Annotated in this window: 32 protein-coding genes; 3 read left to right on the top strand and 29 right to left on the bottom strand. The window is 67.9% G+C overall.

Annotated elements, in window-relative coordinates; genetic code table 11:
- Positions 1–49 precede the first annotated feature (49 nt).
- From QTI20_RS28685 to QTI20_RS28615, 15 genes are all read right to left on the bottom strand, one after another.
- Positions 50–1,063: a fimbrial protein gene (locus QTI20_RS28685; RefSeq protein ID WP_286555885.1), complete on the bottom strand. Its 1,014-nt coding sequence runs from the start codon at positions 1,061–1,063 to the stop codon at positions 50–52.
- Positions 1,060–3,699 (bottom strand): fimbria/pilus outer membrane usher protein, encoded by a 2,640-nt coding sequence (locus QTI20_RS28680; protein ID WP_286555886.1) that lies wholly within the window; start codon positions 3,697–3,699, stop codon positions 1,060–1,062. The genes QTI20_RS28685 and QTI20_RS28680 overlap by 4 nt, the downstream gene beginning before the upstream one ends.
- A gap of 19 nt (positions 3,700–3,718) precedes the next feature.
- Positions 3,719–4,495, bottom strand: a complete 777-nt coding sequence (locus tag QTI20_RS28675) for a fimbrial biogenesis chaperone (protein ID WP_286555887.1) — start codon at positions 4,493–4,495, stop codon at positions 3,719–3,721.
- Between the two features lie 214 nt (positions 4,496–4,709).
- The gene (locus QTI20_RS28670; RefSeq protein ID WP_286555888.1) at positions 4,710–5,267 is read right to left on the bottom strand and encodes a fimbrial protein; all 558 of its coding nucleotides are present in this window, start codon (positions 5,265–5,267) and stop codon (positions 4,710–4,712) included.
- 638 nt (positions 5,268–5,905) lie between these two features.
- Positions 5,906–6,946 (bottom strand): NADP-dependent oxidoreductase, encoded by a 1,041-nt coding sequence (locus QTI20_RS28665; protein WP_286555889.1) that lies wholly within the window; start codon positions 6,944–6,946, stop codon positions 5,906–5,908.
- Between the two features lie 108 nt (positions 6,947–7,054).
- Positions 7,055–8,377 (bottom strand): sensor histidine kinase, encoded by a 1,323-nt coding sequence (locus QTI20_RS28660; RefSeq protein WP_286555890.1) that lies wholly within the window; start codon positions 8,375–8,377, stop codon positions 7,055–7,057.
- On the bottom strand, positions 8,374–9,054 hold the full coding sequence (locus QTI20_RS28655; RefSeq protein WP_286555892.1) for a response regulator transcription factor: 681 nt from the start codon (positions 9,052–9,054) through the stop codon (positions 8,374–8,376). The genes QTI20_RS28660 and QTI20_RS28655 overlap by 4 nt, the downstream gene beginning before the upstream one ends.
- 147 nt (positions 9,055–9,201) lie before the next feature.
- The gene (locus tag QTI20_RS28650; RefSeq protein ID WP_286555894.1) at positions 9,202–9,654 is read right to left on the bottom strand and encodes a Spy/CpxP family protein refolding chaperone; all 453 of its coding nucleotides are present in this window, start codon (positions 9,652–9,654) and stop codon (positions 9,202–9,204) included.
- A gap of 37 nt (positions 9,655–9,691) precedes the next feature.
- Positions 9,692–10,069: a DUF4148 domain-containing protein gene (locus QTI20_RS28645; RefSeq protein WP_286555895.1), complete on the bottom strand. Its 378-nt coding sequence runs from the start codon at positions 10,067–10,069 to the stop codon at positions 9,692–9,694.
- Positions 10,070–10,200: 131 nt separating this feature from the next.
- Positions 10,201–12,006, bottom strand: coding sequence for a phosphoenolpyruvate--protein phosphotransferase (ptsP, locus tag QTI20_RS28640; protein WP_286555897.1), 1,806 nt, complete (start codon positions 12,004–12,006; stop codon positions 10,201–10,203).
- Positions 12,007–12,064: 58 nt separating this feature from the next.
- Positions 12,065–12,334, bottom strand: coding sequence for an HPr family phosphocarrier protein (locus QTI20_RS28635; RefSeq protein ID WP_183024165.1), 270 nt, complete (start codon positions 12,332–12,334; stop codon positions 12,065–12,067).
- A complete protein-coding gene (locus tag QTI20_RS28630; RefSeq protein ID WP_183024164.1) occupies positions 12,303–12,758 on the bottom strand; it encodes a PTS sugar transporter subunit IIA in 456 nt (151 codons plus the stop codon). Before QTI20_RS28630 ends, QTI20_RS28635 begins: the two co-directional genes overlap by 32 nt.
- Positions 12,755–14,026, bottom strand: coding sequence for an MFS transporter (locus tag QTI20_RS28625; protein WP_503011455.1), 1,272 nt, complete (start codon positions 14,024–14,026; stop codon positions 12,755–12,757). The genes QTI20_RS28630 and QTI20_RS28625 overlap by 4 nt, the downstream gene beginning before the upstream one ends.
- A 19-nt stretch (positions 14,027–14,045) precedes the next feature.
- The gene (locus QTI20_RS28620; RefSeq protein ID WP_286555900.1) at positions 14,046–14,585 is read right to left on the bottom strand and encodes a hypothetical protein; all 540 of its coding nucleotides are present in this window, start codon (positions 14,583–14,585) and stop codon (positions 14,046–14,048) included.
- A gap of 40 nt (positions 14,586–14,625) precedes the next feature.
- Positions 14,626–15,330: a DUF4197 domain-containing protein gene (locus tag QTI20_RS28615; protein ID WP_183024161.1), complete on the bottom strand. Its 705-nt coding sequence runs from the start codon at positions 15,328–15,330 to the stop codon at positions 14,626–14,628.
- Positions 15,331–15,343: 13 nt separating this feature from the next.
- Between QTI20_RS28615 and QTI20_RS28610 the strand changes: the two genes are divergently transcribed.
- Complete coding sequence (locus QTI20_RS28610; protein WP_286555902.1) at positions 15,344–15,841, top strand: TlpA disulfide reductase family protein; 498 nt, start codon at positions 15,344–15,346, stop codon at positions 15,839–15,841.
- Positions 15,842–16,003: 162 nt separating this feature from the next.
- On the opposite strand, the gene QTI20_RS28605 is transcribed toward QTI20_RS28610, so the two are convergent.
- Positions 16,004–16,462: a c-type cytochrome gene (locus QTI20_RS28605; RefSeq protein WP_183024159.1), complete on the bottom strand. Its 459-nt coding sequence runs from the start codon at positions 16,460–16,462 to the stop codon at positions 16,004–16,006.
- 161 nt (positions 16,463–16,623) lie between these two features.
- Between QTI20_RS28605 and QTI20_RS28600 the strand changes: the two genes are divergently transcribed.
- A complete protein-coding gene (locus QTI20_RS28600; RefSeq protein WP_286555904.1) occupies positions 16,624–17,328 on the top strand; it encodes a cytochrome b/b6 domain-containing protein in 705 nt (234 codons plus the stop codon).
- A 56-nt stretch (positions 17,329–17,384) separates the two neighbouring features.
- Positions 17,385–17,915: a GNAT family N-acetyltransferase gene (locus QTI20_RS28595; RefSeq protein WP_503011457.1), complete on the top strand. Its 531-nt coding sequence runs from the start codon at positions 17,385–17,387 to the stop codon at positions 17,913–17,915.
- Positions 17,916–18,129: 214 nt separating this feature from the next.
- Here QTI20_RS28595 and QTI20_RS28590 read toward each other — a convergent pair whose 3' ends face one another.
- The 13 genes from QTI20_RS28590 to QTI20_RS28530 all read right to left on the bottom strand — a co-directional run.
- Positions 18,130–18,636, bottom strand: a complete 507-nt coding sequence (locus QTI20_RS28590) for a peroxiredoxin (protein ID WP_183024156.1) — start codon at positions 18,634–18,636, stop codon at positions 18,130–18,132.
- Positions 18,637–18,709: 73 nt separating this feature from the next.
- The gene (rpsQ, locus tag QTI20_RS28585) at positions 18,710–18,979 is read right to left on the bottom strand and encodes a 30S ribosomal protein S17 (protein WP_140844734.1); all 270 of its coding nucleotides are present in this window, start codon (positions 18,977–18,979) and stop codon (positions 18,710–18,712) included.
- Between the two features lie 9 nt (positions 18,980–18,988).
- Complete coding sequence (rpmC, locus tag QTI20_RS28580) at positions 18,989–19,195, bottom strand: 50S ribosomal protein L29 (RefSeq protein ID WP_183024449.1); 207 nt, start codon at positions 19,193–19,195, stop codon at positions 18,989–18,991.
- A gap of 62 nt (positions 19,196–19,257) precedes the next feature.
- A complete protein-coding gene (gene rplP / locus QTI20_RS28575) occupies positions 19,258–19,674 on the bottom strand; it encodes a 50S ribosomal protein L16 (RefSeq protein ID WP_183024155.1) in 417 nt (138 codons plus the stop codon).
- A 54-nt stretch (positions 19,675–19,728) separates the two neighbouring features.
- Positions 19,729–20,655, bottom strand: a complete 927-nt coding sequence (gene rpsC, locus QTI20_RS28570) for a 30S ribosomal protein S3 (protein WP_183024154.1) — start codon at positions 20,653–20,655, stop codon at positions 19,729–19,731.
- Positions 20,656–20,669: 14 nt separating this feature from the next.
- Positions 20,670–21,002: a 50S ribosomal protein L22 gene (gene rplV, locus QTI20_RS28565; RefSeq protein ID WP_007838134.1), complete on the bottom strand. Its 333-nt coding sequence runs from the start codon at positions 21,000–21,002 to the stop codon at positions 20,670–20,672.
- 9 nt (positions 21,003–21,011) lie between these two features.
- Positions 21,012–21,290 (bottom strand): 30S ribosomal protein S19, encoded by a 279-nt coding sequence (rpsS, locus tag QTI20_RS28560; RefSeq protein WP_007838132.1) that lies wholly within the window; start codon positions 21,288–21,290, stop codon positions 21,012–21,014.
- Positions 21,291–21,301: 11 nt separating this feature from the next.
- A complete protein-coding gene (rplB, locus tag QTI20_RS28555; RefSeq protein WP_183024153.1) occupies positions 21,302–22,126 on the bottom strand; it encodes a 50S ribosomal protein L2 in 825 nt (274 codons plus the stop codon).
- A gap of 2 nt (positions 22,127–22,128) precedes the next feature.
- A complete protein-coding gene (gene rplW, locus QTI20_RS28550; RefSeq protein WP_183024152.1) occupies positions 22,129–22,467 on the bottom strand; it encodes a 50S ribosomal protein L23 in 339 nt (112 codons plus the stop codon).
- Positions 22,464–23,084: a 50S ribosomal protein L4 gene (gene rplD / locus QTI20_RS28545; protein WP_183024151.1), complete on the bottom strand. Its 621-nt coding sequence runs from the start codon at positions 23,082–23,084 to the stop codon at positions 22,464–22,466. The genes rplW and rplD overlap by 4 nt, the downstream gene beginning before the upstream one ends.
- Complete coding sequence (rplC, locus tag QTI20_RS28540) at positions 23,084–23,764, bottom strand: 50S ribosomal protein L3 (protein ID WP_183024150.1); 681 nt, start codon at positions 23,762–23,764, stop codon at positions 23,084–23,086. The genes rplD and rplC overlap by 1 nt, the downstream gene beginning before the upstream one ends.
- Positions 23,765–24,038: 274 nt before the next feature.
- Entirely contained in the window at positions 24,039–24,353 is a 315-nt protein-coding gene (rpsJ, locus tag QTI20_RS28535) for a 30S ribosomal protein S10 (protein ID WP_028250951.1), read from the bottom strand.
- A gap of 24 nt (positions 24,354–24,377) precedes the next feature.
- Positions 24,378–24,498, bottom strand: a 121-nt coding sequence (locus tag QTI20_RS28530) for an EF-Tu C-terminal domain-related protein (protein WP_503011458.1), incomplete at its 5' end; no start/stop codon positions are given.

The raw sequence follows: 24,498 nt of genomic DNA, 5'->3' as shown, positions 1-24,498 counted from the left end.
ACGCTTCGCGTCCCTTCAGGCGTCGAGCCCTGCGGTGGCGGACCGCAGACTATCTGTAGTCGAGCGTGAAGGTCGCCGTGCCGTTGGCCTGGCCCGGCGTCACCGTGTTGCCGGTCTGGTAATAGCGCGCGGTGTAGGGCAGCACGTAGCTGCCGTCCTTCGACGGGCCCACGTCCACGGTGTCGCCGAACTTGACGGCCGCCTTGGTGCTCGCGTCGACGATCTGGATGCCGATGCCGCCCGCGGTGTTCGTGCCGGCGGCCGCCGGGGTGAGGCGCAGCACGCCATCCACGTTCGCGGGGTCCGCCGTTGCATCCATCTTGATCTGCACCGTGTTCTGCGCGTTCTGGCCGGCGCTGCAGTTGAGCCGGATGTTGAAGTCGCGGGCGCCCGCCGTGCTGGTTCGGCCATTGAACCTGGATGTCGCCACCTTGCCGAAGTTCACGGGGATGTTGCGCGAGCCGGCGTCGACGGTGCACGAGGGCGTGATGATGGTGATGCCTACACCTGAGAGGATGGTGGTCAGCACCGATTTGTTGTCGGCCGGGCTGTAGTAGCGGGTGTAGGTCCCTTGCGCCAGCGGACCGTTGCCCGTCACCTTGGCGATCTTGATCAGTTCGACCTGGAAGCTCGATCGTGCATCGAAGTTGCCGAAGTCCGAGGTGGTGCTGCGGGTATGGGGATAGTAGGTGGAGTCGGCGCCATTGAAGTAGCGCGACAGCCGGATGCCGACGCCCGACACATCGGTGGTGAACACTTTGTCATAGCCTGCCACTTCGGTACCTTGCAGCATCTCGCCGGTCACGGTACCGCCACCGACACAGGTCCACGGCTTGTTGGTGGTCCCGGTCAGTGGCAGCGGGAACAGCTTGGGCGTGATGATCGCGCCACCCACGGGAAGGTCATTAGGAATGACCACCCGGCCCACCGACATGTTCACGGTCTTTTCGGCGTAGCCTGGGGTGATGTAGCACGCGGCCCATGCCTCCTGCGTCCCCAGCAGCAGCAGGGCCAGGGCCGGGATGGTCCGGCACCACGCACCACACGAATCACTGCGTTTCATTGCGTTCCCTTCGAAGGCGCGTCGCCCGTCACCGTGACCGCACACTGCCCCGTCAACTCCCGGATCGGCGGCGGGTTCTTCTCTTCGGGCAGGCTGTAGGGCACGACACACTGATCGCCCGCGCCCTGCCCCCAGCGCACCGTCAGCCGCCCGCGCTGGCCCGCGCCTGTGACGAAGGCCTGGCCCTCCGGACCGACGATGCCCACCTCCTGGCCCGCCTCGCTCTCGATCTTCGAGCCCAGCGGCAAGGCCCGGCCCTTCTGATCGCTCAGCGTCATCAGCAGCCGGTAGCCCACCGAGGTCTCGAAGCTCGCCACCACCACCGCGCCGCGCGTGGGCACCACTTCGGTCACCGCGTTCTTCACTTCCACCGTGTCGCCCAGGTCGGCCGTGCGCAGCGCCAGGCGGTTGAGCCGGTACGGCGTGAGGTTGGGGATCACCGCGTGGCCGGCCCCGTCGGTCGCCACGCCGGTCTGCGACTCGATGCCCACGCCCTGCGCCTTGGGCGCCTGCACCAGCCCGATGGTCTCGCCCAGCGGCTGCGACAGCGTGAGGCCGCCGCCATGGAACAGCATGCCGCCGGCCATGCCCAGGGTGCTCTGGCCGTAGCCCCGGCCCTGCGAATGGCCGAGGTCGAAGCGGCCCACCGGCGACAGGTAGCTCGCGCTGCCGCTGCCCGTGCTCCCGCCGCCCTGGTTGGTGCTGCCGGCCGTCACGTTGTAGGTCAGGCGGCTGTCGTCGAAGGCACTGCCGTAGAGGCTGGCCTGCTGGTTCACGCGGCCGCTGTTGTCGCGCGTGGCCGTGTACTGCGCACTGGCCCGCGTGTCGCCCAGCGGGATGCTCAAGGTGAACATCAGCTGGCGCAGCGGCGGCCGGTTCAGGCTGGTGCTCTGGTTGTAGAAGACGCTGTAGCCGAACTGCTTGTAGTTGCCCGAGTAGCCCACCTGCACGAGGCGGTCCTTGGCATCGGTGCCCCAGTAGCTCTGCTGGCGCGCGGAGGCGAACACCGAGCCCTTGTCGCCGATCTGCTGCGAGAGCTCGAAGCGCAGTTCGTTGCGCCGGCTGTTGAAGGCCTCGAAGGGCTGCAGGTCCTGCATCTGCACCGCTTCCTGGAAGGTGCGGAAGCCGCTGGTCGAGTAGCGGTAGCCCGCCACGCGGAAGTTGGTGCCCGAGTCGAGGAAGGACTTCGAATAGAGGAAGCGCAGCGATTGCCCGTCGAAGCGCTTCTGGCCGTTGAAGGGCGTGCGGTCGGTGGTGCGCGCGCTCGAGAGGTCCACCGACACGGCACCGAAGTCGCGCAGGTTCTTGCCCACGCCCACGAGCACCGACTGGTACATGTCCGCCCCCAGCAGGCCGCCGTAGAGCGTGAACTCGCGGCCCAGGCCGCGCGCCAGCGTGGCCTGCAGGAAGGTCGGCTGCGACAGCGAGGGCCGCCCGCCGATCACGCTGCCGTCGTAGCTGTTGCGGTAGCGCCCGACGGTGGCCGAGTAGCGCCAGGTGCCTTCGCGCAGCAGCGTGGGCACGGCCGAGAAGGCCTGGATGTATTTCGTCTGGCGGCCGTCGGCCTCGGTGATGGTCACCTCGAGGTCGCCGCTCGAGGCGGTGGGGTACAGGTCGTCGATCACGAAGGCGCCCGGCGCCACGAAGGTGCTGTAGACCACGTAGCCGTTCTGGCGCACCGTGACGCGGGCGTTGGTCTGCGCCACGCCGCGGATGGTGGGCGCGTAGCCCTGCTGGCTGTCGGGCAGCATCGCATCGTCGGAGGAGACCTGCACGCCGCGGAAGGGCAGGCTGTCGAAGAGGTTGCCCGGCGTGCTGCCGTCGCCGATCAGCAGCTGGCCCCGGATCGAGGCCAGGTCGCGTTGTGCGTAGCTGCTGACGGCCTGCCAGCGGCCCTGGCCGTCGATGCCGCGGTTGTAGGTCGAGAAGTGCCGGAAGCGCCAGCCGCCGTGGTTGAAGCCCGCGCGCAGTCCCGCGAACAGCGTGTTGCGCTGCAGGGCCCTGGTGCGGTCGTCGAAGGGGTTGCCGTCGAACACGTTCTGCGGCGTGCTCGAGGGCTTGGGGTCGTTGCGGTAGTTGTCGCCGCTGTAGCGCGCGAAGTTGAACTGGTAGTCGAGCATGCCCGCGGTGATGCCCTGGTGCCACTTCTCCGGGCCGACCGCGCCGCGCGCCGAGCGCTTGAGCGCCGCCTGCGGGATGCTCACGAACAGCCGCTGCTTGCCGCCGTCGTAGCTGAAGCTGGCATCGGGGATCGCCGCGCCCAGGTCCACGCAGGCATCGTCGGCCAAGGCCACCAGCGCGGGGAACACCGCCACGTTCACGCCCCAGTCGTCGAGCATGCGGCGTGTGAGGCAGGGCACGGCGTCGGTCTTGCCCTCCTTCTCGGCGAAGCGGATGTCGGCCTGCCCCGCGCCGCGCTCGTTGAGCGAGACGTCGACCCGGTACTGGCCCGCGAGCACGCGGTTGCCGAAGGAGAACAGCGACAGGTCGGCATGCGGCTGATCGCCGCCGATGCTCAGGAACTCCTCGTTGAAGTTCGAGGCGATCGCCTGCGCTTGGGCATGACCGGACACGCCCAACGTGCCGAGCAGGGTGGCGCACAGCGCGCGCCGGAACGGGACATGGAGAGCACGCATGGCAAGCAAGGCCCCGGCCTCAGCGCTTCGCCGCATCGGCGGCCACAGGCACGGGTTCGGCCTTCACCGCCACCGGCTGGTCGCCCACCGGCACCTGCACACGCTCCTCGGGGGTCTCCGCCCCGTAGTCGTTGAGCGTGGTGAAGCGCACCTGGACCGGCTGCGGCGCCTTGATGGCGGTCAGCGGATAGGCCATCTCGCCAAAGGGCGGCACCATGTCGGCGTTGATCTGCTGCTGGCCGTCGTTGACGTTCAGCGCAGTAAAAGTCACGTGATAGGCCGTGGGATTGCCGACCTTGAGCACGGCACCCTGGCCTGACGCGCCAGGACCGACGGCCCAGGTGAGCCGGGTGCGCGCCTCTTCCTGCTTGCCCGCCAGCTTCGCGGGCCGGTAGAACAGCTTGATGCGGCTGCGCACCGCGATCTGCAGCACGTTCTCCTCGGTCGGCTTCTCCGGGATCTCCTTGACGTTGAGCCAGAACACCGACTCGCGGTCGGCCGGCAGCTCGCCGCCCACGCGCAGGATGCGCAGGATGTTCTCCATGCCCGGGTCCAGCCGCGACAGCGGCGGCGTGACCAGCAGCGGCGTCTTGTTCCTGCCTTCGCCGGCGTCGATCCAGGCCTGCACCACATAGGGCGAGGTGCCGGTGTTCTTCACCGGGATCGAGGCCTCGCGGTCCTTCTCGCCGAGGATCACGCGCGTGCCGCCCAGCGTCACGCCGGCACCGGCGGGCCATTGGAGGCCCAGCATCAGCAGGAAAGCGAGGGCCCAGCGAAAGCGATGGTTGCTGCACATGGAAAGAAGTCCTGGATGCGGTGGGCGGATGCGGCACGCGCTCGCCCACTCGGCAGCGCGCAGGCGCAGCCGAACAAAGGGATGAAATTGGGAAGAGATGCCGGCACCGGCCGGACCAATCGGTCCGGCCGGTGCCACATGGATGGCGCACCCGGCGGGCGGCCGAAGCGGTGGTCGCTTCAGCCGTGGGCCGCAGCGGCCACCAGGGACGCCGTTACTTGTAGTCGACCGTGAATTGCGCGGTCGAGTTGGCCGGGCCGGTGGTCACTGCAGTCTTGGTCGCGACGTAGGACGCCTTGAACTTGAGCGAGTTGTCGCCCTGGCCCAGCGTGTACTGGCCCGAAGCCGAACCCAGCGCGATCTTGGTGCCGGCCGAATCGCCGATCTCGATCGCCACACCCGAAGCCGCCGTCACGCCGACCTGGCCGGCATTGGCAATGCGCAGCACGGTGGCGTCGGTGGCATCGGCCGTGCCCGAGAAGGTCACGGTCGCGCCCTTGGCGGTGGCGCCGCAACCGAGCAGGTCGATGGTGAAATCGGCGGCGGGCGAATGCTTGCCCACCGTGGCGGTGCCGGCGGTCGCGCCGTCGAAAGCGGTGCGCGTCACCTTGCCCAACGGCACGGATTTGTTCTGGCTGCCCGCGGAGATCGAGCACGGTGCGTCGACGATGTCGCCCGTGAAATTGATGGTGCCGTCTGCGGCGGAGGCGCCCTGCGAGAGCGCGGCGACTGCGGCCAAGGCGGCGATCTGGATCAAACGATTCTTTTGCATTTTCATTCCCTGAATTGGATGTACTGAACTCAATAACTGACTGCCCGCTGACGCGAGGCGATCGGAGTTTAGCGACTCAAGTACGAGAGAAGAAGTACATTGCTGTCTATTTAACAGTAGTTAGCAATGTTTCGCGTCAGATGTGTGATTTGCCCGCTTCAAACGATCACAGGAAACTTTAGTTTTCAATCAGTGGTCTGAGCGCAACGGATTTTGTGCGCCTGTTCCGCACTGTCGGTGAAGCCGAACGCGAAGCGCGCATGCCAGCCCTTGGCCGCTGCTGGTGCCGGTTGAGCCCGACGCGCACGCTGCAGCCCGCGCCTGTCTCAACTCTGCCGCGAGGGTGGGCCAAGGGCGCGTGATGAACGCGGCCCGGCAGCAGACGCCGGCCGGCTGCGAGCACAGCGTCCGGTGGGCTTGCCGTCTATTGATAGATGACCGTGAAATGCGCCGCTGCGTTGGCCGGACCCGGAGTCACGGTAGACCGCCTGGAACTGGAGCGAGTTGCCGCCCAGGCCCAGCGTGTCAGGGCCCGCTGGGCCCGCACAGTTCAATGACCGCTCACAGGCGGAAGAAGCATGTTGGCACCCACTGAGCCATCGTCAGCAACAGGGTGCCAGATCACGCGGGCCGATGCCTCAGGTCGCGACCTGCAGCACCAGCTTGCCGAAATTCTCGCCACTGAACAGCCGATTCAGCGCTTCCGGGAAGGTGTCGAGCCCCGCCACCGTGTCTTCCTTGCTCTTCATGCGCCCGTCCTTCAGGTAGCCCGCGAGTTCGGCGATGGCCACGGGATAGCGGTCGGCGTAGTCGAAGACCACGATGCCTTCCATGCGCGCCCGGTTGACCAGCAGGCTCAGGTAGTTGCGCGGTCCTGCGGCCGGCACGCTGTTGGCGTTGTTGTACTGGCTGATCGCGCCGCAGATGATGATCCGGGCCTTGCGCGCCAGCTTGGCAAGCACGTGGTCGAGGATCTCGCCGCCGACGTTGTCGAAATAGATGTCCACGCCCTTGGGGCAGTGCTCCTTCAAGCCCGCGCGCACCGCGCCTTCGCCGGCCTTGTAGTCGATGCAGGCGTCGAAGCCCAGCTCCTTGACCACCCATTCGCACTTGGCCGCGCCGCCCGCGATGCCGATCACGCGGCAGCCCTTGAGCTTGGCGAGCTGGCCCACGGTCTGGCCGACCGCGCCGGCCGCGCCCGACACCACCACCGTTTCGCCCGGCTGGGGCTGGCCCACGTCCATCAGGCCGAAATAGCCGGTCATGCCCGGCATGCCGAGCACGTTGAGCCACTGGCCGATGGTGCCGACGCCGAGGTCGATCTTCACCAGCCCGTTGCGCTTGACCTGGTCCTGCGCGATGAGGATGTACTCCTGCACGCCCAGCGTGCCGTAGACCGTGTCGCCGACCGCAAAGGCAGGGTTCTTCGACGCGATCACGCGGCCGACGCCGCCGGCGCGCATCACCTCGCCGATGGCCACGGGCGGGATGTAGCTTTTGGCATCGTTGAGCCAGCCGCGCATGGCCGGGTCGAGCGACAGCGACAGCACCTGGACCAGCACGCCGCCCTCCTCGGGCTCGGCGATGGGCTCGGTGGTGAAGTGCCAATGCTCGCGCGTGGCCTGGCCCTCGGGGCGCTTGGCAAGGCGGACCTGGTGGTTGATGCGGGGGCTGGTCATGGTGCGTTCTCCCTGTCTGGTGTGGATGAGGAGGCGCATCGTAGCCCTGGGTTTCGGCCGCGCTGGTAGCGCAGGCGACAGGCCACGGGCGGCCTGCGCGACCTCGGACTAAGGCAGCCGGATCGTGATCTGCAGCCCCGGATGCGCATTGCGCACCACCACCTCGCCGCCATGCGCCTCGGCGATCAGCCGGCACAGGTGCATGCCCAGCCCGACGCCGCCGGTGGCCCGCGCACGCGCGCCGTCGGTGCGGTAGAAGGGCTCGGTCAGCCGGTCGAGCTGCGCCTCGTCGACGCCGGGCCCGTGGTCGCGCACCTCGATCTCCACGCCCTGCTTCGGGCCGTCCAGCACCGCGCGCAAGGACACGCAGGGCGGCCGGGGCGCACCCGTGCTGTAGCGCAAGGCGTTGTCCAGCAGGTTGCGCACCAGCAGCCGGATGCGCATGCGGTCGACGGCATGCGGCGGCAGGCCCTGCACCAGGTCCAGGTGCACGTTCTGCGCGCCCGGCATCTCGGCCACGGTCTCGCGGATCAGCACCGCCAGGTCGACGGGCTCGCGCTGCAGGCCGGTGTGCGGACTGGCCAGGCGCTCGCTCTCGAGCAGGTCGCTGATCAGGTCGCGCATCTCGTTGAGGTCGCGCAGCAGCGCCTCGCGCTCGACCTCGCCCTCGGGCGTGGCGGGCAGCAGCTCGGCGTTGAGCCGCGCGCGCGTGAGCGGCGAACGCAGCTCGTGGCTCAGCGCCAGCAGCAGCGAGCGCTTGGCGTCGAGCATGCCGCGGATGTCCTGCGCCATGGTGTTGATGCGCTGCGCCAGCTCGCCCAGTTCGTCGTGGCGCCGCAGCGGGATCGGCTGGTCGAAGGCGCCGCGGCCGAAGCGCTCGGCGCCCACGCGGATGTCGTCGAGCGGGCGCAGCAGCTTCCGCACGTAGGCATACGCGGCCATGATCAGGCCCAGCAGCAGCGCGAGGATGACCCAGCCGATGCCGTGCGGCCGGTCGCGCACCGGCGAATCGCCCAGGCCGAAGGTCAGCACATGGCCGTCGGCGGTGCTGCGCCGGAACCACTCGTCGCGCGCGTCGGCGCCCTCGCGGCGCTCGTCCCACCAGCCACGCCGGTCCTTGGCGGGATGCGAGTCCCACTGGACCTGCGGCCCCTCGATGCGGATCGAGATCGGCAGGCGCGCGACCAGCGCCCGGGCGCGCTCCACGTCCGGCGGGCTGCCGATCTCCAGCACCAGCCGGTCGATGTAGTCGATCAGCAGCGGCTGGGCCGCCTCGCGCCAGCCGGTCTTGAAGGCGTGCTGCATGCCGCCCAGGAAGACGGTGGTCATGGCCAGCGCGAGCAGCACGAACACCGTGATCAGCCGCAGCCGCAGCGAGTGCTTCCAGCGGTGCCGCCAGCGCCGCTCGTCGTTCGCGCGCGGCCGCCTCATTTGCCCACGGCCAGCGCGTAGCCCGCGTTGCGCAGCGTCTTGATGCAGTCGAGCGGCTCGAGCTTCTTGCGCAGCCGGCTGACCACGATGTCGACCGCGCGCGTGTAGAAGTCGGCTTCCTGGCCGCGCAGTTGGTTGAGGATGTCGTCGCGGCTCCAGACCTTGCCCGGCTGCCGCGCCAGCAGCGCCAGCAGTTCGAATTCGGTGCCCGTGAGCTCGACGCGCTCGCCGTGGCGCAGCACCTCGCGCCGGTCGAGGTCGATCGACAGCCCGTCGAACTCCCGGCGCTGCGTCGTCACGGCCGGCGGCGTCGACTGGCGCTGGCGCCGCAGGATGGTCTGCACGCGCGCCACCAGCTCGCGCGGCTCGAAGGGCTTGGGCACGTAGTCGTCGGCGCCCAGCTCGAGCCCGACCACGCGGTCCATCACCTCGCCGCGCGCGGTGAGCATCACGATCGGGATGTCGCTCTCGGCGCGGATCGCGCGGCACAGCGCGAAGCCGTCCATCTCGGGCAGCATCACGTCGAGGATGGCCGCGTCGTAGTGTTCGGCACGCAGCTTGGCCAGGCCCTCGCTGGGCCGCGTGGCACTGTCGAGCACGCAGTCGAAGCGCGCGAAGTAGGTGGCCAGCGGCGCCGCGAGATGCTCGTCGTCATCGATCAGCAGGATGCGTGACATGGTCGGATTGTGCCTACTGGCGGCGCCCCACAGAAGACTCACGATCAGGCTCGAAGGCATCGGGAAGATGCGGCGCATCGCGGGCACTCCGGTGGCGGTCGCATCGCAGCCGCCGGTGCGGTGAAGGCGGCGGCGCGGTGGCGGGGCTCAACCATGCCGGCCCCAGCGGCGGCCGCGGTCCATGAACTCGCGCACCTTCTGCTGCTGCGCGGGCCGCAGGTGGTCGAAGAAGTCGGCGGCGGCGGCGATGACCTCCGGGCTGCCGGCGCGCAAGGCCGCGGTCTTCTCCTCGACCAGCCGGGCCGCGCCCGCCTGGTCCAGCTTGTCGCCGGCGAACAGCGCCTTGAACTGGGCGCGCGGATCGGCACCGCCGCGCAGGGCTTCGCGCTGCGCCTGCAGTGCGTTGGCCAGCGCGGACAGCTTCTGCTGCTGCGCGGGATCGAGGTCGAGCTTGCTGCCGACGCGCTCGACCATGCGCGCGCGGAACTCGACCGAGTCGCTGTCGCCGCCGTGGCGATGGCCGGCACAGCCCACGAGGCTGCCGAGCACGAGCGCGCCGCCGAAGAGGCCGAACAGACTGCGTTTGAACCAGGGTTTCATGACGATGCTTTCCGATGGAATGAAGGGCCCAAGGGGCTCAGAGGCGACTGGTCGCCGGCTTGGGCGCGCCGGCGCGGGCCGCATCGAGTGGATGCGGCTGCGTCGAGACCAGACGGCTGTTGACGCGCGAGCCCGCGCTCACGTTCTGGTCGGGCGCGGCGGCCGCGCGCACGGCCTCGGCGCGCGCGATGGCGCGGTCCTGCGACACCACCACCCGTTCGGCGCCACGCGAACCGCGCGCCACGTTCTGGTCGGGTGCGCCGGCGGCACGCACCGCGTCGGCCATCACGTCGGCGCGCTTCACGGCGGAGCCGGGCGAGGTCTGGACGCCGAGATAGTCCTCGGCCTGGGCCGCGGCGACGGTGCCCAGCAGGGCGATGGCGGAGACGGCGAGGAAGGTGCGGCGGATGTTCATGGCGAGGTCCTTTCGGTGAAGGAATGAAGGAGCCTCGATGGTGCGATCCGCGCGCGCTGAAGTCTTCTCGCCGCCGTATCGGCGTGTTTCGTTTTATTGCGGCGCCGCGGGGCCGCGCCGGTGTGCGGGCCTCAGCGCGGCGCGCTGAGTTCGGCCGCGGGGTCGTCGGAGGCGAGCACGTCCTGCGCCCACGGCGCCAGCTTGCCGGTGTCGGCGCGCAGCACCTCCTGCTTGACCGCGAGGATCTGCGACGGGTGCATCGAGAAGCTGCGCAGGCCCAGGCCCAGCAGCAGGCGCGTGAAGTGCACGTCGCCCGCCATCTCGCCGCACACGCTCACGCCCTTGCCCTGGCGCCGGCACTCGGCGATGGTCTCGGCCACCAGGCGCAGCACGGCCGGATGGGCGGGGTCGTAGAGGTGGGCCACGGCCTCGTCGGCACGGTCGATGGCCAGCGTGTACTGGATCAGGTCGTTGGTGCCGATCGAGAGGAAATCGAAGTGCTTGAGGAAGGTCTTGAGCGTGAGCGCCGCGGCCGGGATCTCGATCATCGCGCCCAGCTTGACGCGGCCGTGCACCGCGCCGCGCCGGTCGAGCTGCGCGCGCGCCTCCTCGATCAGCGCCAGCGTCTGGCGGATCTCGCTGGCGTGCGCGAGCATGGGGATCAGCAGGTGGATCTCGCCGTGCGAGGCGGCGCGCAGGATGGCGCGCAGCTGCGTGAGGAACATCGCCGGGTCGGCCAGGCTCCAGCGGATCGCGCGCAGGCCCAGCGCCGGGTTCAGGTAGTCGTCGCGCACCGCCTTGCCGTCGAGCGGCTTGTCGGCCCCGACGTCGATGGTGCGGATGGTGACCGGCATGCCCTGCATGCCCTCGACCGCGCGGCGGTAGGCGAGGTACTGCTCTTCTTCGTCGGGCAGGCGCGTGAGGCGCTGCGCCTCGCGGCCCATGAACAGGAACTCGCTGCGGAACAGGCCCACGCCGACGGCGCCGGCCTTGACCGCGCCCACCGTGTCCTCGGGCATCTCGATGTTGGCCAGCAGTTCGACGCGTTCGCCGTCGAGCGTCACGGCCGGCTTGTGGCGCAGCCGCGTGAGGCGACCGCGCTCGAGCTCGCCCTGGCGCTGCTTGAAGCCGTACTCGGCCAGGATGATCGGCGAGGGGTCGACGATCACCACGCCGGCATCGCCGTCGATGATGACCCAGTCGTCCTGGCGCACCAGCTGGCTCATGGTGCGCGCGCCGACCACCGCCGGGATGTCCATGCTGCGCGCGACGATGGCGGTGTGCGAGGTGCGGCCGCCCACGTCGGTCACGAAGCCGGCGAACACGCTCTTCTTGAACTGCAGCATGTCGGCCGGCGACAGGTCGTGCGCGATCAGCACCAGCGGCGCATCGGCGCCCTCGCCCGAGGTCGGGTCGTGCCCGTCGTCGTCGTCGCTGTGGGCCGCGCGCTTGCGCCGCGGCGGCGTGGGCGCGAGCACCGCGGCCGTGCCCTTCATGCGATGCAGCATGCGCTCGACCACCTGCTCGAGGTCGGCCTTGCGCTCGCGCAGGTAGGCGTCCTCCATCTCGTCGAACTGGCGCGCGATCACTTCCAGCTGCGTGGTCAGCGCCCACTCGGCGTTGTAGAGGCGCTCGGTGATCCAGTGCTTGACGCCGCCGCTCAGTGCCTCGTCCTGCAGCAGCATCTGGTGCACCTCGAGCAGCGCCGCGAGCTCGTGCGGCGCCTCGCTGGGCCCCATCAGCGCGACGCTGGCCTGCAGCTTGGTCAGCTCGTCGGCGACCGCGTTGCGCGCGCTGCGCACGCGGTCGATCTCGGTGGCGATCTGCTCGGGCTGGATGAAGTAATGCGCGACGTCGATGCGGCTCGACACCACCAGCACCGCACGGCCGATGGCGATGCCGCGGGCGACGGGAAGACCGTGGACCGCGAAAGTCATGGCGCCATCCGAGGCATGCGGCGCAAGCGCGGCGGGAAGGCCTGGAAGCGCGCCACGGTCACTCCCCTTCGCCGAACTTGTCGTTCATGAGCGCGATGAGCGCGTCGCTGGCCTGCTGCTCCTGCTCGCCGATGGTTTCCAGCACCACCGTCGAGCCGAGCCCGGCGGCCAGCATCATCACGCCCATGATGCTCTTGGCGTTGACGCGGCGCTCGCCGCGCGAGAGCCAGACTTCGCACGGAAAGCTGCCGGCCAGCTTGGTGAGCTTGGCCGAGGCGCGGGCGTGCAGGCCCAGCTTATTGCTGATGGTCACGGATGTCTTGATCACTGTGTTTTCTTCTCGCCTGGTTCTGGGGAGCGGCCACCGCCACCTGCATCACGCCCGCCGTGCCGCCCGCGATCGCGCGCTGCACCAGCGCATCGAGCGGTTCGTTGCGGTAGCTCACCGCGCGCAGCAGCATCGGCAGGTTGACGCCGGCCACGAGCCGCGAGCGCGCGCCGTCGACCAGCTTCTGCGCCACGTTGCAGGGCGTGGCGCCGAACACGTCGGCCAGCACCAGCACCTGGGAGCGCGGCGCGCGCAGCTGCAGCTCGAGCGTGATGCGCGCGGCGGCCAGCGTTTCCTCGGGCGACACGTTGGGCAGCACGTCGAGTGCCGCGATGTTCTGCTCGCAGTCGGGAAACACATGCAGCGCGCACTGCCGCAGCGCCTGTGCGAGCGGAGCGTGGGCGATGAGGAGGATGCTGTTCATGCGACGCGAGGGGACGGATGTCGATTATGCGGGGGCGCCCAGAGGAAGTAGAGGTACGACAGCACGCAGCAGCCCAGAAACACCGCGAAGGCGGCGCGGAAGGCGTCCACCGTGTCCAGGCCCAGGCCGAGGAACAGGTCGATCAGCAGGCCGAGGCCCCACTGCACGGTGAAGATGCCGAGGAACACCACCAGGTTGTACGCCGACAGCGCGCGGCCGGCCAGCGCCGCGGGCAGCGCCATCGCCACCGCCGGCTGTGCCAGCGTGACGACGGTGGAGACGCACAACAGCAGCATCCAGGCCGCGCTGCCGGCCGCCGGCCCGGCCACGATCATCAGCGCCAGCAGGCCCATGTTGAGCGGCAGGCCCCAGGTGAGCAGGCGCGTGGCGCCGAGGCTGCGCCGCACCAGCCAGGGATTGATCGCGCCCCAGAGCCAGTAGGCGGCCAGCAGCGCGATGCTGATGCGGAACAGCGCGCTCGCGGCGTCGAACGGCGAGTGGCCCGCCACGCGCGTGAGCCAGGGCACGACCCACAGCGTCTGCAGCGCGACGAAGCCGCCGTAGTTGAAGAAGCCGATCGGCGTGAGCTTGCGGAAGAAGGGGTCGCGGAACACGGCGCCGTAGCCCGGCGCCACGTCGCTGCCGCCCTGCGCCGGCGCCAGTGGTCGCCAAGCGGGCGCGACGCAGGCGATCAGCACCATCGAGAGCAGCACGCCCGCGGCCAGCAGCCAGAACAGCGGGCGCCAGCCGAACAGCGGCACCAGCCAGTGCACCGGCAGGGTCGCGGCCACCAGCCCCAGCGAGCCGACCATCAGCATCCAGGCGTTGCCGCGCAGCTGCAGCGAGGGATCGAACCAGCGCCGGTAGCCGGTCAGCGGCGCCATCAGGCAGGCGCTCACGCCCACGCCGGTGAGCACGCGCGCGGCCAGCAGCATCGGGAACTCGGTGACCTGCGAGAACAGCAGGCAACCGGCGACGGCCGCCGTCAGGAAGCACAGCACCACGCGCTTGGGTCCATGGCGGTCGAGCCAGGCGCCCATGGGCAGCTGCGTGAGCGCGAAGCCGAAGAAATAGCCGCCGGCGAGCAGGCCCAGGTCGCGCGACTGCAGGTCGAACTCCTCGGTCAGCACCGGCGACAGCGTGGCGGTGATGGCGCGCACCAGCGTCGACAGGAAGTAGGCGAAGGCGAAGGCGACAAAGACCGCGATCGCGCGGGCCGTGCTGCGCAGCATGTCGCCGCGGGCCGGTGCCAGGGGAAGGGCGCTCATGTTGCGGACCGCGTCGTGTTCATGGCAGCCTCAGGCCTTCGAAGAAGGTGGTGACGGCTTCGGCGTTGGCCGGCGTGCCCAGCACCGTGGCCTGGTAGATCGAGACGCCGCCCGCGCGCCATTGCGCGAACCACAGCACCCGCGCGGCCGGGCCGGGCCCGTTGCGCTCGCCGGCATCGAGCCGGACCGGCGCCGGCTGCAGCGCGGCGCGCGGCACCACGCCCGCGGACTCCTTTGCCGCGGCGCCCGCCAGTTGGGTGCGCGTGGCCGCGCGCCAGGCGCCCAGCCAAGCCTCGGCCTGGGCCGCATCGGCGGCGCGCGCATGGGCCACCGCGAAGGTGGCGCCGCCGGCTTCGCAACCCGCCATCTCGACGTTCACGGACTCGGCGCCCAGGGGCAGCGCGCGGCTCGCACGGTCGGGCTTGCAGGGCAGCAGCGCGATCAGGCCGCCGTCGCCGATCGGCACCTCGCGCCAATTGAAGGTGAGGCTGCAGGCGGCCAGCGCGGCCACGGCAAGAAAAAGGAGGGCGGCCGGACCGGCGCGGGACGAAGAAGGCATCGGGTCGCGATTATGGGCGTGCGCCCCGGTCCGACGCGGCTCAGCGGATGGCGCCGAACACCTTCTGCAGGATCGCGCTGCCGCTGCCCACGGGGTCCTGGCGGATCTTGCGCTCTTCCTCGCCGATCATCAGGTAGAGGCCGTCGAGCGACTTGCCGGTGACGTAGCCCTGGAGGTTGGCGTCCTCCTTCTTCACCAGCCCGAAGCCGGCGGCCTTGCCCGCGAGCTGGTTGTACTTGTCGGCCAGCTTCACCTTGACCGTGGCCGCGCTCACGATCGGCAGGAAGCGCTCGGTCAGCGGCGCGCGCGTGCGGCCGGCAAAGAACTGCGTGACCGAGTTGTCGCCGCCCGTGAGGATGCCCTTGGCGTCGGTCACGCTCATGGTGCGCACCGCGTTGACCAGCAGGTCCTTGGCCGCCGGCACGGCCTGCTCGGCCGCGCGGTTCATCGCCGTGACCAGTTCGTCGATGCGGCCGCCCTGCCCCATCATGCGCAGCACCTTCGAGCCGTCTTCGAGGTAGCCGGGCAGCGGGATGCGCACCTTGGGATTGCCCAGGAAGCCGTCGGGCCGGCCCAGCAGGCTCACGGCCACGGTGGCGCCCTTCTCGAGCGCGGCCTTGACGCCGCTGGAGGCGTCGGCGCTGCTGAGATCGCTCAAGGACAGTGCATGCGCCTGTTGCATGGCCAGCAATGCCAATGAGGCAGGCAAGGCCAGGCAGGCGGAACTAAAATTGCGGCGGTCCATTCCATCGGTCTCCATGAAAAAAATCCTCCCTGTCGCTGCGCTCGTGATCGCCCTCGCCGCCGGCGCCGGCGTCTACCTGAAGACCGGCGTCTCGACCGCCCCGGCATCGACCTTCGTGCTGCTCGACGGCAGCCAGAAGACCACGGAAGACTTGAAGGGCAAGGTGACGCTGGTCAACTTCTGGGCCACCAGCTGCGTGACCTGCGTGGCCGAAATGCCCAAGGTGATCGCCACCTACGACAAGTACAAGGCGCAAGGCTACGACACCTTGGCCGTCGCCATGAGCTACGACCCGCCCAGCTACGTGGTGAACTTCACGGAAACCCGCAAGCTTCCCTTCAAGGTCGCGATCGACAACACCGGTGCCGTGGCCAAGGCCTGGGGCGACGTGGCGCTCACCCCCACCACCTACATCGTCAACAAGCGCGGCGAGATCGTGAAGCGCTACGTGGGCGAACCCGACTTCGCCGAACTGCACAAGCTGATCGAGAAGCTGCTGGCCGAGGCCTGAGCGAAACAATCCGGCCCCAGGCAATGAAAAAGGCACCGCAAGGTGCCTTTTTCATTTCTGTTCCAAGGACACCGCGGAACCGGCTCTGCCGGGCCGCCGGTGTCGCCCCCTCGAGGGGGAAGGCAAGCGGACACGAAGTGCCGCGCAGCCTTCGGGGGTGGGTCAGCGTGCTCTGAAGCTGTCGTGGCACGCCTTGCAGGTGGCGCCCGCCGCGCCGATCGAGGCCTTGATGGCATCGAGGTTGCCGGTCTTGGCCGCGGCCGCCAGCTTGACCATCTCGCCCTCGGCCTTGCCGGCCAGGTCCTTGAACTTCGCCTGCTCGGTCCAGACCTCCGGCTTGGCCTTGCCGCCTTCGGTCCCGGGACCGAAGGCCACCCAGGGCTGCTTGATCAGCTCGGCCACGCGCTGCGCGCTCTCGTCGGCCACCTTGGCATTGAAGTCGTCGCGGCCCGAGGCCATGTCGGCGACCCGCTTGAAGTTCTGCTGCATCTCCTTGAGCGTGGCCTGGCGGAACTTGATGGCGTCCTCGGGCTTGTCGAACTTCTGGGGCTGGGCATGGACGGGCAGCACGGCTGCGACAACAACTGCCGCAGCCAGCGCAAGGCTGGCAAGACGAATCATGGGCTTCCTTATTTCGTGGGGATCGACGCCGCGCCTGCGGCATCGGCGAACAGTTTAGAGGGCGGCGAAGGCACAGGGGCGACATGGGGCTTCCGGCCGGAGGCGCCGAGATTTGCTAATCTGCGCCTTCCGCTCCCTTTTCGGCCCTTCTGGCCCGCCCGATGACTGCTTCTCCGCCCCCGACCATCGACGAGGTCCGCCCGACGCGCACACGCATCTGGGACCTGCCGACGCGGGTCTTCCACTGGCTGCTGGCCCTGGCCGTCGGCGGCGTGCTCGCGACCGGCTTCCTCGGCGCCATGGAATGGCATTTCCGGCTGGGCTACCTGGTGCTGGCGCTGCTGCTGTTCCGGCTGGGCTGGGGCTTCGTGGGCGGGCGCTGGTCGCGTTTCGCCGCCTTCGTCTACCGGCCCCGCTCGATCGTGGCCTACCTGCGCGGCGACGCCCATCCCGACCACCTGATCGGCCACAACCCGCTGGGCGCGCTGTCGGTCTTCGCGATGCTGGGGCTGCTGGTGCTGCAGGTCGGCACCGGCCTGCTGGCCGACGACGAGATCGCCAACGCCGGCCCGTTGTCGCACACGGTGTCGGGCGCCCTCGCCAGCCTGGCGACGGGCTGGCACGCCGAACGCGGCAAGTGGCTGGTGATCGCGCTGCTGGTGCTGCACCTGCTGGCGGTGCTCTATCACGTGCTGGTGCGCCGGCATCGCCTGGTCGGCCCGATGATCTCGGGCGACAAGACCCTGCCGGCCCCCACGGCGGCGGCGCGCCCCAGCCGGGACGACGCCGCCTCGCGCCTGCTGGCCCTGGTGCTGTTCGCGGCCTGCGTGGGCTTCGCGCTCTGGATCGGGTCGCTGCGGCCATGAGCACCTTTCCCGCCTCGCGCACGCTGCCGCTGATCGGCACGCCCGACATCGTGCTGATGACGCCGCACGCGCCGGACGAACTCGAGGCCCTGCGCGCCGTGTTCACCGAGTACGCCGGCGCCCTGGGCATCGACCTGAGCTTCCAGAATTTCGCCGAGGAACTCGCGGCCCTGCCCGGCGACTACGCCGAACCGCGCGGTGCGCTGCTGCTGGCGCTGGTAGCTGCCACCGACATTCCCGCGGCCCCCGAGCACCGGCAAACCATGCTGCGCCTGGCCGATGGCCGGCAGGCGGTGGTGGCCGGCTGCTGCGCGCTGCGGCCGCTCGACAGCGCCGACGACCCCAACGCGGCCGAGATGAAGCGGCTCTACGTGCGCCCCGGCTTCCGCGGCCTGGGGCTGGGCCGGCGGCTGGCCGAAGCCATCCTCGACGCGGCGCGCACCGCGGGCTACGCCTGCGTGCTGCTGGACACGCTCGACGACATGGAGTCGGCGCGCACGCTCTACGAGGACCTGGGCTTCATCGAGGTGCCGCCCTACTATCACAACCCGATTCCGGGCTCGCACTACCTCAAAGTAGAGCTCTGACCCCCCGAAGGCTCGCGCACTGCGTGTCGCTTCACCCTCCCCCTCAAGGGGGCAGTCCCTGGCCCACCCCCGAAGACTCGCGCACTGCGTGTCGCTTCGCCCTCCCCCTCAAGGGGGCGACACCTGCGGCCCGGCGAAGCCGGTTCCGCGGTGTCACTGGCATTGAAAAGACAAAGGCGCCTTGCGGCGCCTTTGTCGGGGTGCGCGGACGCGCTCAGCCCTTGGCTTGCGCCAGCAGCGTCTCGGCGTTGCTGACCTCGAACTTGCCCGGGGCCTCGACGTTGAGCGTCGCGACCTTGCCGTCCTTCACCAGCATCGAGTAGCGGTTGCTGCGCAGGCCCATGCCGCGGCCGGTCAGGTCGAGCGTGAGGCCGGTGGCCTTGGCGAAGTCGGCGCTGCCGTCAGCCAGCATGCGGACCTTGGTGCCGGTCTTCTGGTCGCGCGCCCAGGCGCCCATCACGAAGGCGTCGTTGACGCTCAGGCACCAGATCTCGTCGACGCCGGCCGCCTTGAACTCGTCGAAGTGCTGCACATAGCCCGGCACATGCTTGGCCGAGCAGGTGGGCGTGAAGGCGCCGGGCAGCGCGAAGACCGCGATCGTCTTGCCGGCCGAAGCCTTGGCGACGTCCACGGCGTTCGGGCCGATGCTGCAGCCTTCGCCCTCGACTTCCGAGTATTCCTGCAGGGTGACGGGGGGAAGGGTGTCGCCGACTTTGATCATGATGTGAATGCTCCAGACAAAAAAGAAACGGCCCACATTGTGGGCCGTTTCGGGAGGGGCTGCGTGCCCAGGGTCAGACCAGGACGGCCTTCTCGACCAGACGGGTCACGACCCAGTTCTTGGTCTTCGAGATCGGACGGCTTTCCGTGATCTCGATGGTGTCGCCCAGGTGGTACTCGCCCTTTTCGTCATGGGCGTGGTACTTGCTCGTCTTGGCCACGATCTTGCCGTAGAGCTCGTGCTTCACACGGCGCTCGACCAGCACGGTCACGGTCTTCTCACGCTTGTCGCTCACGACCTTGCCGATCAAGGTGCGCTTGAGGGATTTTTTAGCTTCCGTCATGTTTGCTCCTTACTTGGCGGCGGGTGCTTCTTGCTTCTGAGCAAGAATGGTCTTGGCGCGAGCGATGTCGCGACGTGTCACGCGCAGCGTCGAGGTGTTCGACAGCTGTTGCGTGGCCTTCTGCATGCGCAGACCGAAATGGGCCTTCTGCAGATCCTTGATTTCGGTTTGCAGGCCGGCGACGTCCTTGTCGCGCAGTGCTGCAGCCTTCGACACCTTGACCGGCTTGGCCGCGGCGTCCTTCTTCTTACGTGTTGCCATGAGTGTTCTCTCCTCGATCAGGTGCCGAGCTGGCGCGCGACGAAGGTGGTACGCAGCGGCAGCTTGGCGGCCGCCAGGCGGAACGCTTCGCGAGCGAGTTCTTCGGGCACGCCGACGATCTCGAACACGATCTTGCCGGGTTGGATTTCCGCGACGTAGTACTCGGGGTTGCCCTTACCGTTACCCATCCGCACTTCAGCGGGCTTGGTAGAGATGGGCTTGTCCGGGAACACGCGGATCCAGATGCGGCCACCGCGCTTCACGTGACGCGAGATCGCGCGACGTGCGGCTTCAAGTTGGCGCGCGGTCAGACGGCCGCGGTCGGTGCATTTCAGACCGAAATCACCGAATGCCACCGAGTTGCCCCGGGTAGCGATGCCAGTGTTGCGGCCCTTTTGTTCCTTGCGGAACTTTCTGCGTGCAGGTTGCAGCATGTTTTATTACTCCGTGAGACTGACCCGAGCGCTTTCGCGCCCGGGAAAGACCGATTACTCGGTCTTGGCACCGTCAGCTGCTGCAGCTGGCGCGGCTTTGCGGACGCGCTTAACGGCGGGTTTCGGGTCTGCACCCGGTGCTGCGGGCGCACCACCGGTCGCTTCTGCGGGCTTGTCGCTGCCATCGGCCGGCGCGGTGTTGCCACCGATCGGGCCACGGCCACCGGCACGGGGGCCGGGACCGCGACGGTCGCCACCCGGACGGTCGCCACCAGGGCGGCCATCGCGGCGGGGACCACGCGGGCGACGCTCGTCGTCCGGACGCGGCGTTTCGACGGCCGGCAGGTCGTTACGACCCAGCGTGTCGCCCTTGTAGACCCAGACCTTGACGCCGATGACGCCGTAGGTGGTCTTGGCTTCCGAGGTGCCGTAGTCGATGTCGGCGCGCAGGGTGTGAAGCGGCACGCGGCCTTCGCGGTACCACTCGCAACGTGCGATTTCGATACCGTTGAGACGGCCCGACGACATGATCTTGATGCCCAGGGCACCCAGACGCATGGCGTTCTGCATCGCACGCTTCATGGCGCGGCGGAACATGATCCGCTTTTCGAGCTGCTGCGTGATGCTGTCGGCGATCAGTTGAGCATCGATTTCAGGCTTGCGCACTTCTTCGATGTTCACTGCGACCGGCACACCCAGCTGCTTGCCGAGTTCGCGCTTGAGGTTCTCGATGTCTTCGCCCTTCTTGCCGATCACGACGCCCGGACGTGCCGAGTAGATCGTGATGCGTGCGTTCTTGGCGGGACGCTCGATCAGCACGCGCGAAACCGACGCGTTCTTGAGCTTCTTCTTCAGGTACTCGCGCACCTTGATGTCTTCGGCCAGCATGCCGGCGAAGTCTTTGTTGCTGGCGTACCAGCGGCTCGACCAGTTGCGGCTGACCGCAAGGCGGAAGCCGGTAGGGTGGATTTTTTGTCCCATAGTCTTCCGGCCTCTTAGTTGCCAACCGTCACGTACACATGGCACGTGGGCTTGCTGATGCGGTTGCCGCGGCCCTTGGCGCGCGCGGTGAAGCGCTTGAGCGTGGCGCCTTGTTCGACGTAGATGGTCTTGACCTTCAGTTCGTCGATGTCGGCACCGTCGTTGTGCTCGGCGTTGGCGATGGCCGACTCGAGCACCTTCTTGATGATCACAGCGGCCTTCTTCTGCGTGAATTGCAGAACGTTGAGCGCTTGATCGACCTTCTTGCCGCGGATGAGGTCCGCGACCAGACGGCCCTTGTCGACCGACAGGCGGACACCGCGGAGGACTGCACGTGTTTCAGACATGGTCGTTCCTTACTTCTTCTGGACTTTTTTGTCCGCGGGGTGCCCCTTGAACGTGCGGGTGAGCGCAAATTCGCCGAGCTTGTGGCCGACCATCTGATCGGTGATGTACACAGGCACGTGCTGCTTGCCGTTGTGCACGGCAATGGTCAGGCCGATGAATTCGGGCAGGACCATCGAGCGACGCGACCAGGTCTTGATCGGCTTCTTGTCCTTGGTCGTCACAGCCTTGTCGGCCTTGGCCACCAGATGGTGGTCGACGAAAGGACCCTTCTTGAGAGAGCGTGTCATTTGCTATCCCCTTATTTCTTGCGACGCGACACGATGAAGACCTGCGTGCGCTTGTTGTTACGGGTGCGATAGCCCTTGGTGAGGTTGCCCCATGGATCGACTGGATGGCGACCTTCACCGGTCTTGCCTTCACCACCACCGTGCGGGTGGTCCACCGGGTTCATCACCACGCCGCGAACGGTCGGGCGGATACCCATGTGACGCTTCACACCGGCCTTGCCCAGACGGCGCAGGCTGTGCTCTTCGTTGGCGACTTCGCCGATGGTGGCGCGGCACTCGACGTGCACGCGGCGGACTTCACCCGAGCGCATGCGCACTTGAGCGTAGACGCCTTCGCGCGCCAGCAGCGTGGCCGACGTACCGGCCGAACGCGCGATCTGCGCGCCCTTGCCGGGTTGCAGCTCGATGCAGTGGATCGTCGAACCGACCGGGATGTTGCGGATCGGCAGCGTGTTGCCGGCGCGGATCGGGGCTTCCGAACCGCTCAGCAGCGTTGCACCGGCTTCCAGACCGCGCGGGGCGATGATGTAGCGGCGCTCGCCGTCGGCGTAGCACACCAGGGCGATGTGGGCGGTGCGGTTCGGGTCGTACTCGATGCGTTCGACCTTGGCCGGGATGCCGTCCTTGTTGCGCACGAAGTCCACCACGCGGTAGTGGTGCTTGTGGCCACCACCCTTGTGACGGGTCGTGATGTGACCGTTGTTGTTACGGCCGGCCTTCTGGAACTGGGGTTCCAGCAGCGGCGCGTGAGGAGCACCCTTGAACAGGTGGTCCCGCGAGATCTTCACCGCGCCGCGTTGGCCCGGCGAAGTGGGTTTCATCTTGATGACGGCCATGATTAAGCGCCTTCCCCGACGAGGTTGAGCTCTTGACCTGCCTTCAGCGTCACATAGGCCTTGCGAACGTTGTCGCGGCGGCCGATGGACTTGCCAAAGCGCTTGGTCTTGCCCTTGGTGTTGAGCACCGACACGCCCTGGACTTCGACCTTGAACATCAGTTCAACAGCGGCCTTGATCTCGGGCTTGGTGGCGTCCTGCAGCACCTTGAAAGTGACGGTATTCGACTTTTCGCCGACCATCGTGGCCTTTTCGGACACGATCGGGGCGACCAGCACGGCCATCAGACGGCCTTCCTGGAACGAATTCCGGAAAGCGGGCGTAGGATTCATGCGGCTCATGCGAACATCTCCTTGAGCTTGTCGACGGCACCCTTGGTGACCAGCACCTTCTTGTAGTGCACCAGCGACACCGGATCGGCGTAACGCGGCTCGACGACGAGCACGTTCACCAGGTTGCGCGAGGCGAGGTAGAGGTTCTCGTCGACTTCTTCGGCGATCACGAGCACGGACTCGAGATTCATGGCCTTGAACTTGGCGGCGAGCGGCTTGGTCTTGGGCGAATCCACGGTCAGCGAATCCACCACGGCCAGACGGCCTTCACGAGCGAGCTGCGAGAAGATCGACGCCATGCCGGCGCGGTACATCTTCTTGTTGATCTTCTGCGTGAAGTTTTCGTCAGGCATGTTCGGGAAGATGCGGCCGCCGCCACGCCACAGGGGCGAAGACGTCATACCGGCGCGGGCGCGGCCCGTTCCCTTTTGCTTGAAAGGCTTCTTGGTCGAGTGATGGACCTGTTCGCGGTCCTTCTGGGCGCGCGTCCCTTGACGGGCGTTGGCCTGGAATGCGACGACGATCTGGTGGACCAGGTCTTCGTTGTAGTCACGGCCGAACACGGTCTCGGGGGCGTCGTACTTCGACGCGGCCTGGCCTTGCTCGTTCAGGAGTTCGAGTTGCATTACTTCGCTCCTTCAGCAGCTTGGGGCTTGGCCTTGATGGCCGGACGCACGGTGACGAAGCCACCCTTCGAACCGGGGATCGCGCCCTTGATCAACAGCAGCTGACGCGCTTCGTCGATACGGAACACGTCGAGGTTCTGCGTCGTGACGGTGACGTCACCGAGGTGACCCGTCATGCGCTTGCCCGGGAACACGCGGCCCGGATCCTGCGCCATACCGATGGAACCCGGCACGTTGTGCGAACGGCTGTTACCGTGCGACGCGCGCTGCGAGCTCATGTTGTGACGCTTGATGGTGCCAGCGTAGCCCTTGCCGATGGAAGTGCCCTGCACGTCCACCTTCTGGCCGACCGCGAACACGCTGCCTGCGGCAATGACGCCACCAGCCTTGTGCTGACCGGCCGTATCGGCGGTCACGCGGAATTCCTGGATGATTTCGCCAGCTTCGACACCCGCCTTGGCGAGATGTCCGGCTTGCGGCTTGGTCACGCGCGATGCCTTGCGCGAACCGAAAGTCACTTGAAGCGCGACGTAGCCGTCGGTCTCTTGGGACTTGATCTGGGTCACACGGTTGTTGGACACATCCACCACCGTGACAGGAACTGCGTCCCCGTCATCGGTGAAGAGACGCATCATCCCCACCTTGCGGCCCAGCAACCCGAGGGAGTTGCTCAGACTCATTTGTTTTCTCCAAAAAATGGAAGTCTTTCTCCGCCGCTGCCACTTCAATTGGCGACAGCGTTTGGTCCCGTTGAAGACCTGCGAAAAAAGGTTGATAAATCTCGGCCTGCAAGCACCGGCGAAGGCGCAAAACGGGCAGAGCCGGCGATTATAGCCCGCGCTACCCTTTTCATGCAACCCGCCTGCCCGGCGAGGGGCATGCCGCAGTCCGAATCAACGGACAAGGTCCGCCGGCATCGCTGCCGGCGGACCTTGGTGAAGTGCAGAACCGGAGTTACTGCAGCTTGATCTCGACGTCGACGCCAGCCGGCAGGTCGAGCTTCATCAGCGCGTCCACGGTCTTGTCGGTCGGGTCGACGATGTCCATCAGGCGCTGGTGCGTGCGGATCTCGAACTGGTCGCGCGACGTCTTGTTGACGTGCGGCGAGCGCAGGATGTCGAAACGCTTCATGCGCGTCGGCAGGGGCACGGGACCCTTGACGATGGCGCCGGTGCGCTTGGCGGTGTCCACGATCTCAGCGGCCGACTGGTCGATGAGCTTGTAGTCGAACGCCTTCAGGCGGATGCGGATCTTTTGCTTGGTTGCCATGGTGTGTGTCCTTGTGCCTGCGGATTAAGCGATGACCTTGGCCACGACGCCCGAGCCCACGGTGCGGCCGCCTTCGCGGATGGCGAAACGCAGACCTTCTTCCATGGCGATCGGGTTGATCAGCTTCACGGTGATGCTGACGTTG

The organism is Variovorax sp. J2P1-31, from assembly GCF_030317215.1.
In the GTDB taxonomy this organism is placed as follows: domain Bacteria; phylum Pseudomonadota; class Gammaproteobacteria; order Burkholderiales; family Burkholderiaceae_C; genus Variovorax.
Note: the sequence above shows the minus strand (reverse complement) of the source record. Positions and strands in the feature narration are given on the sequence as shown.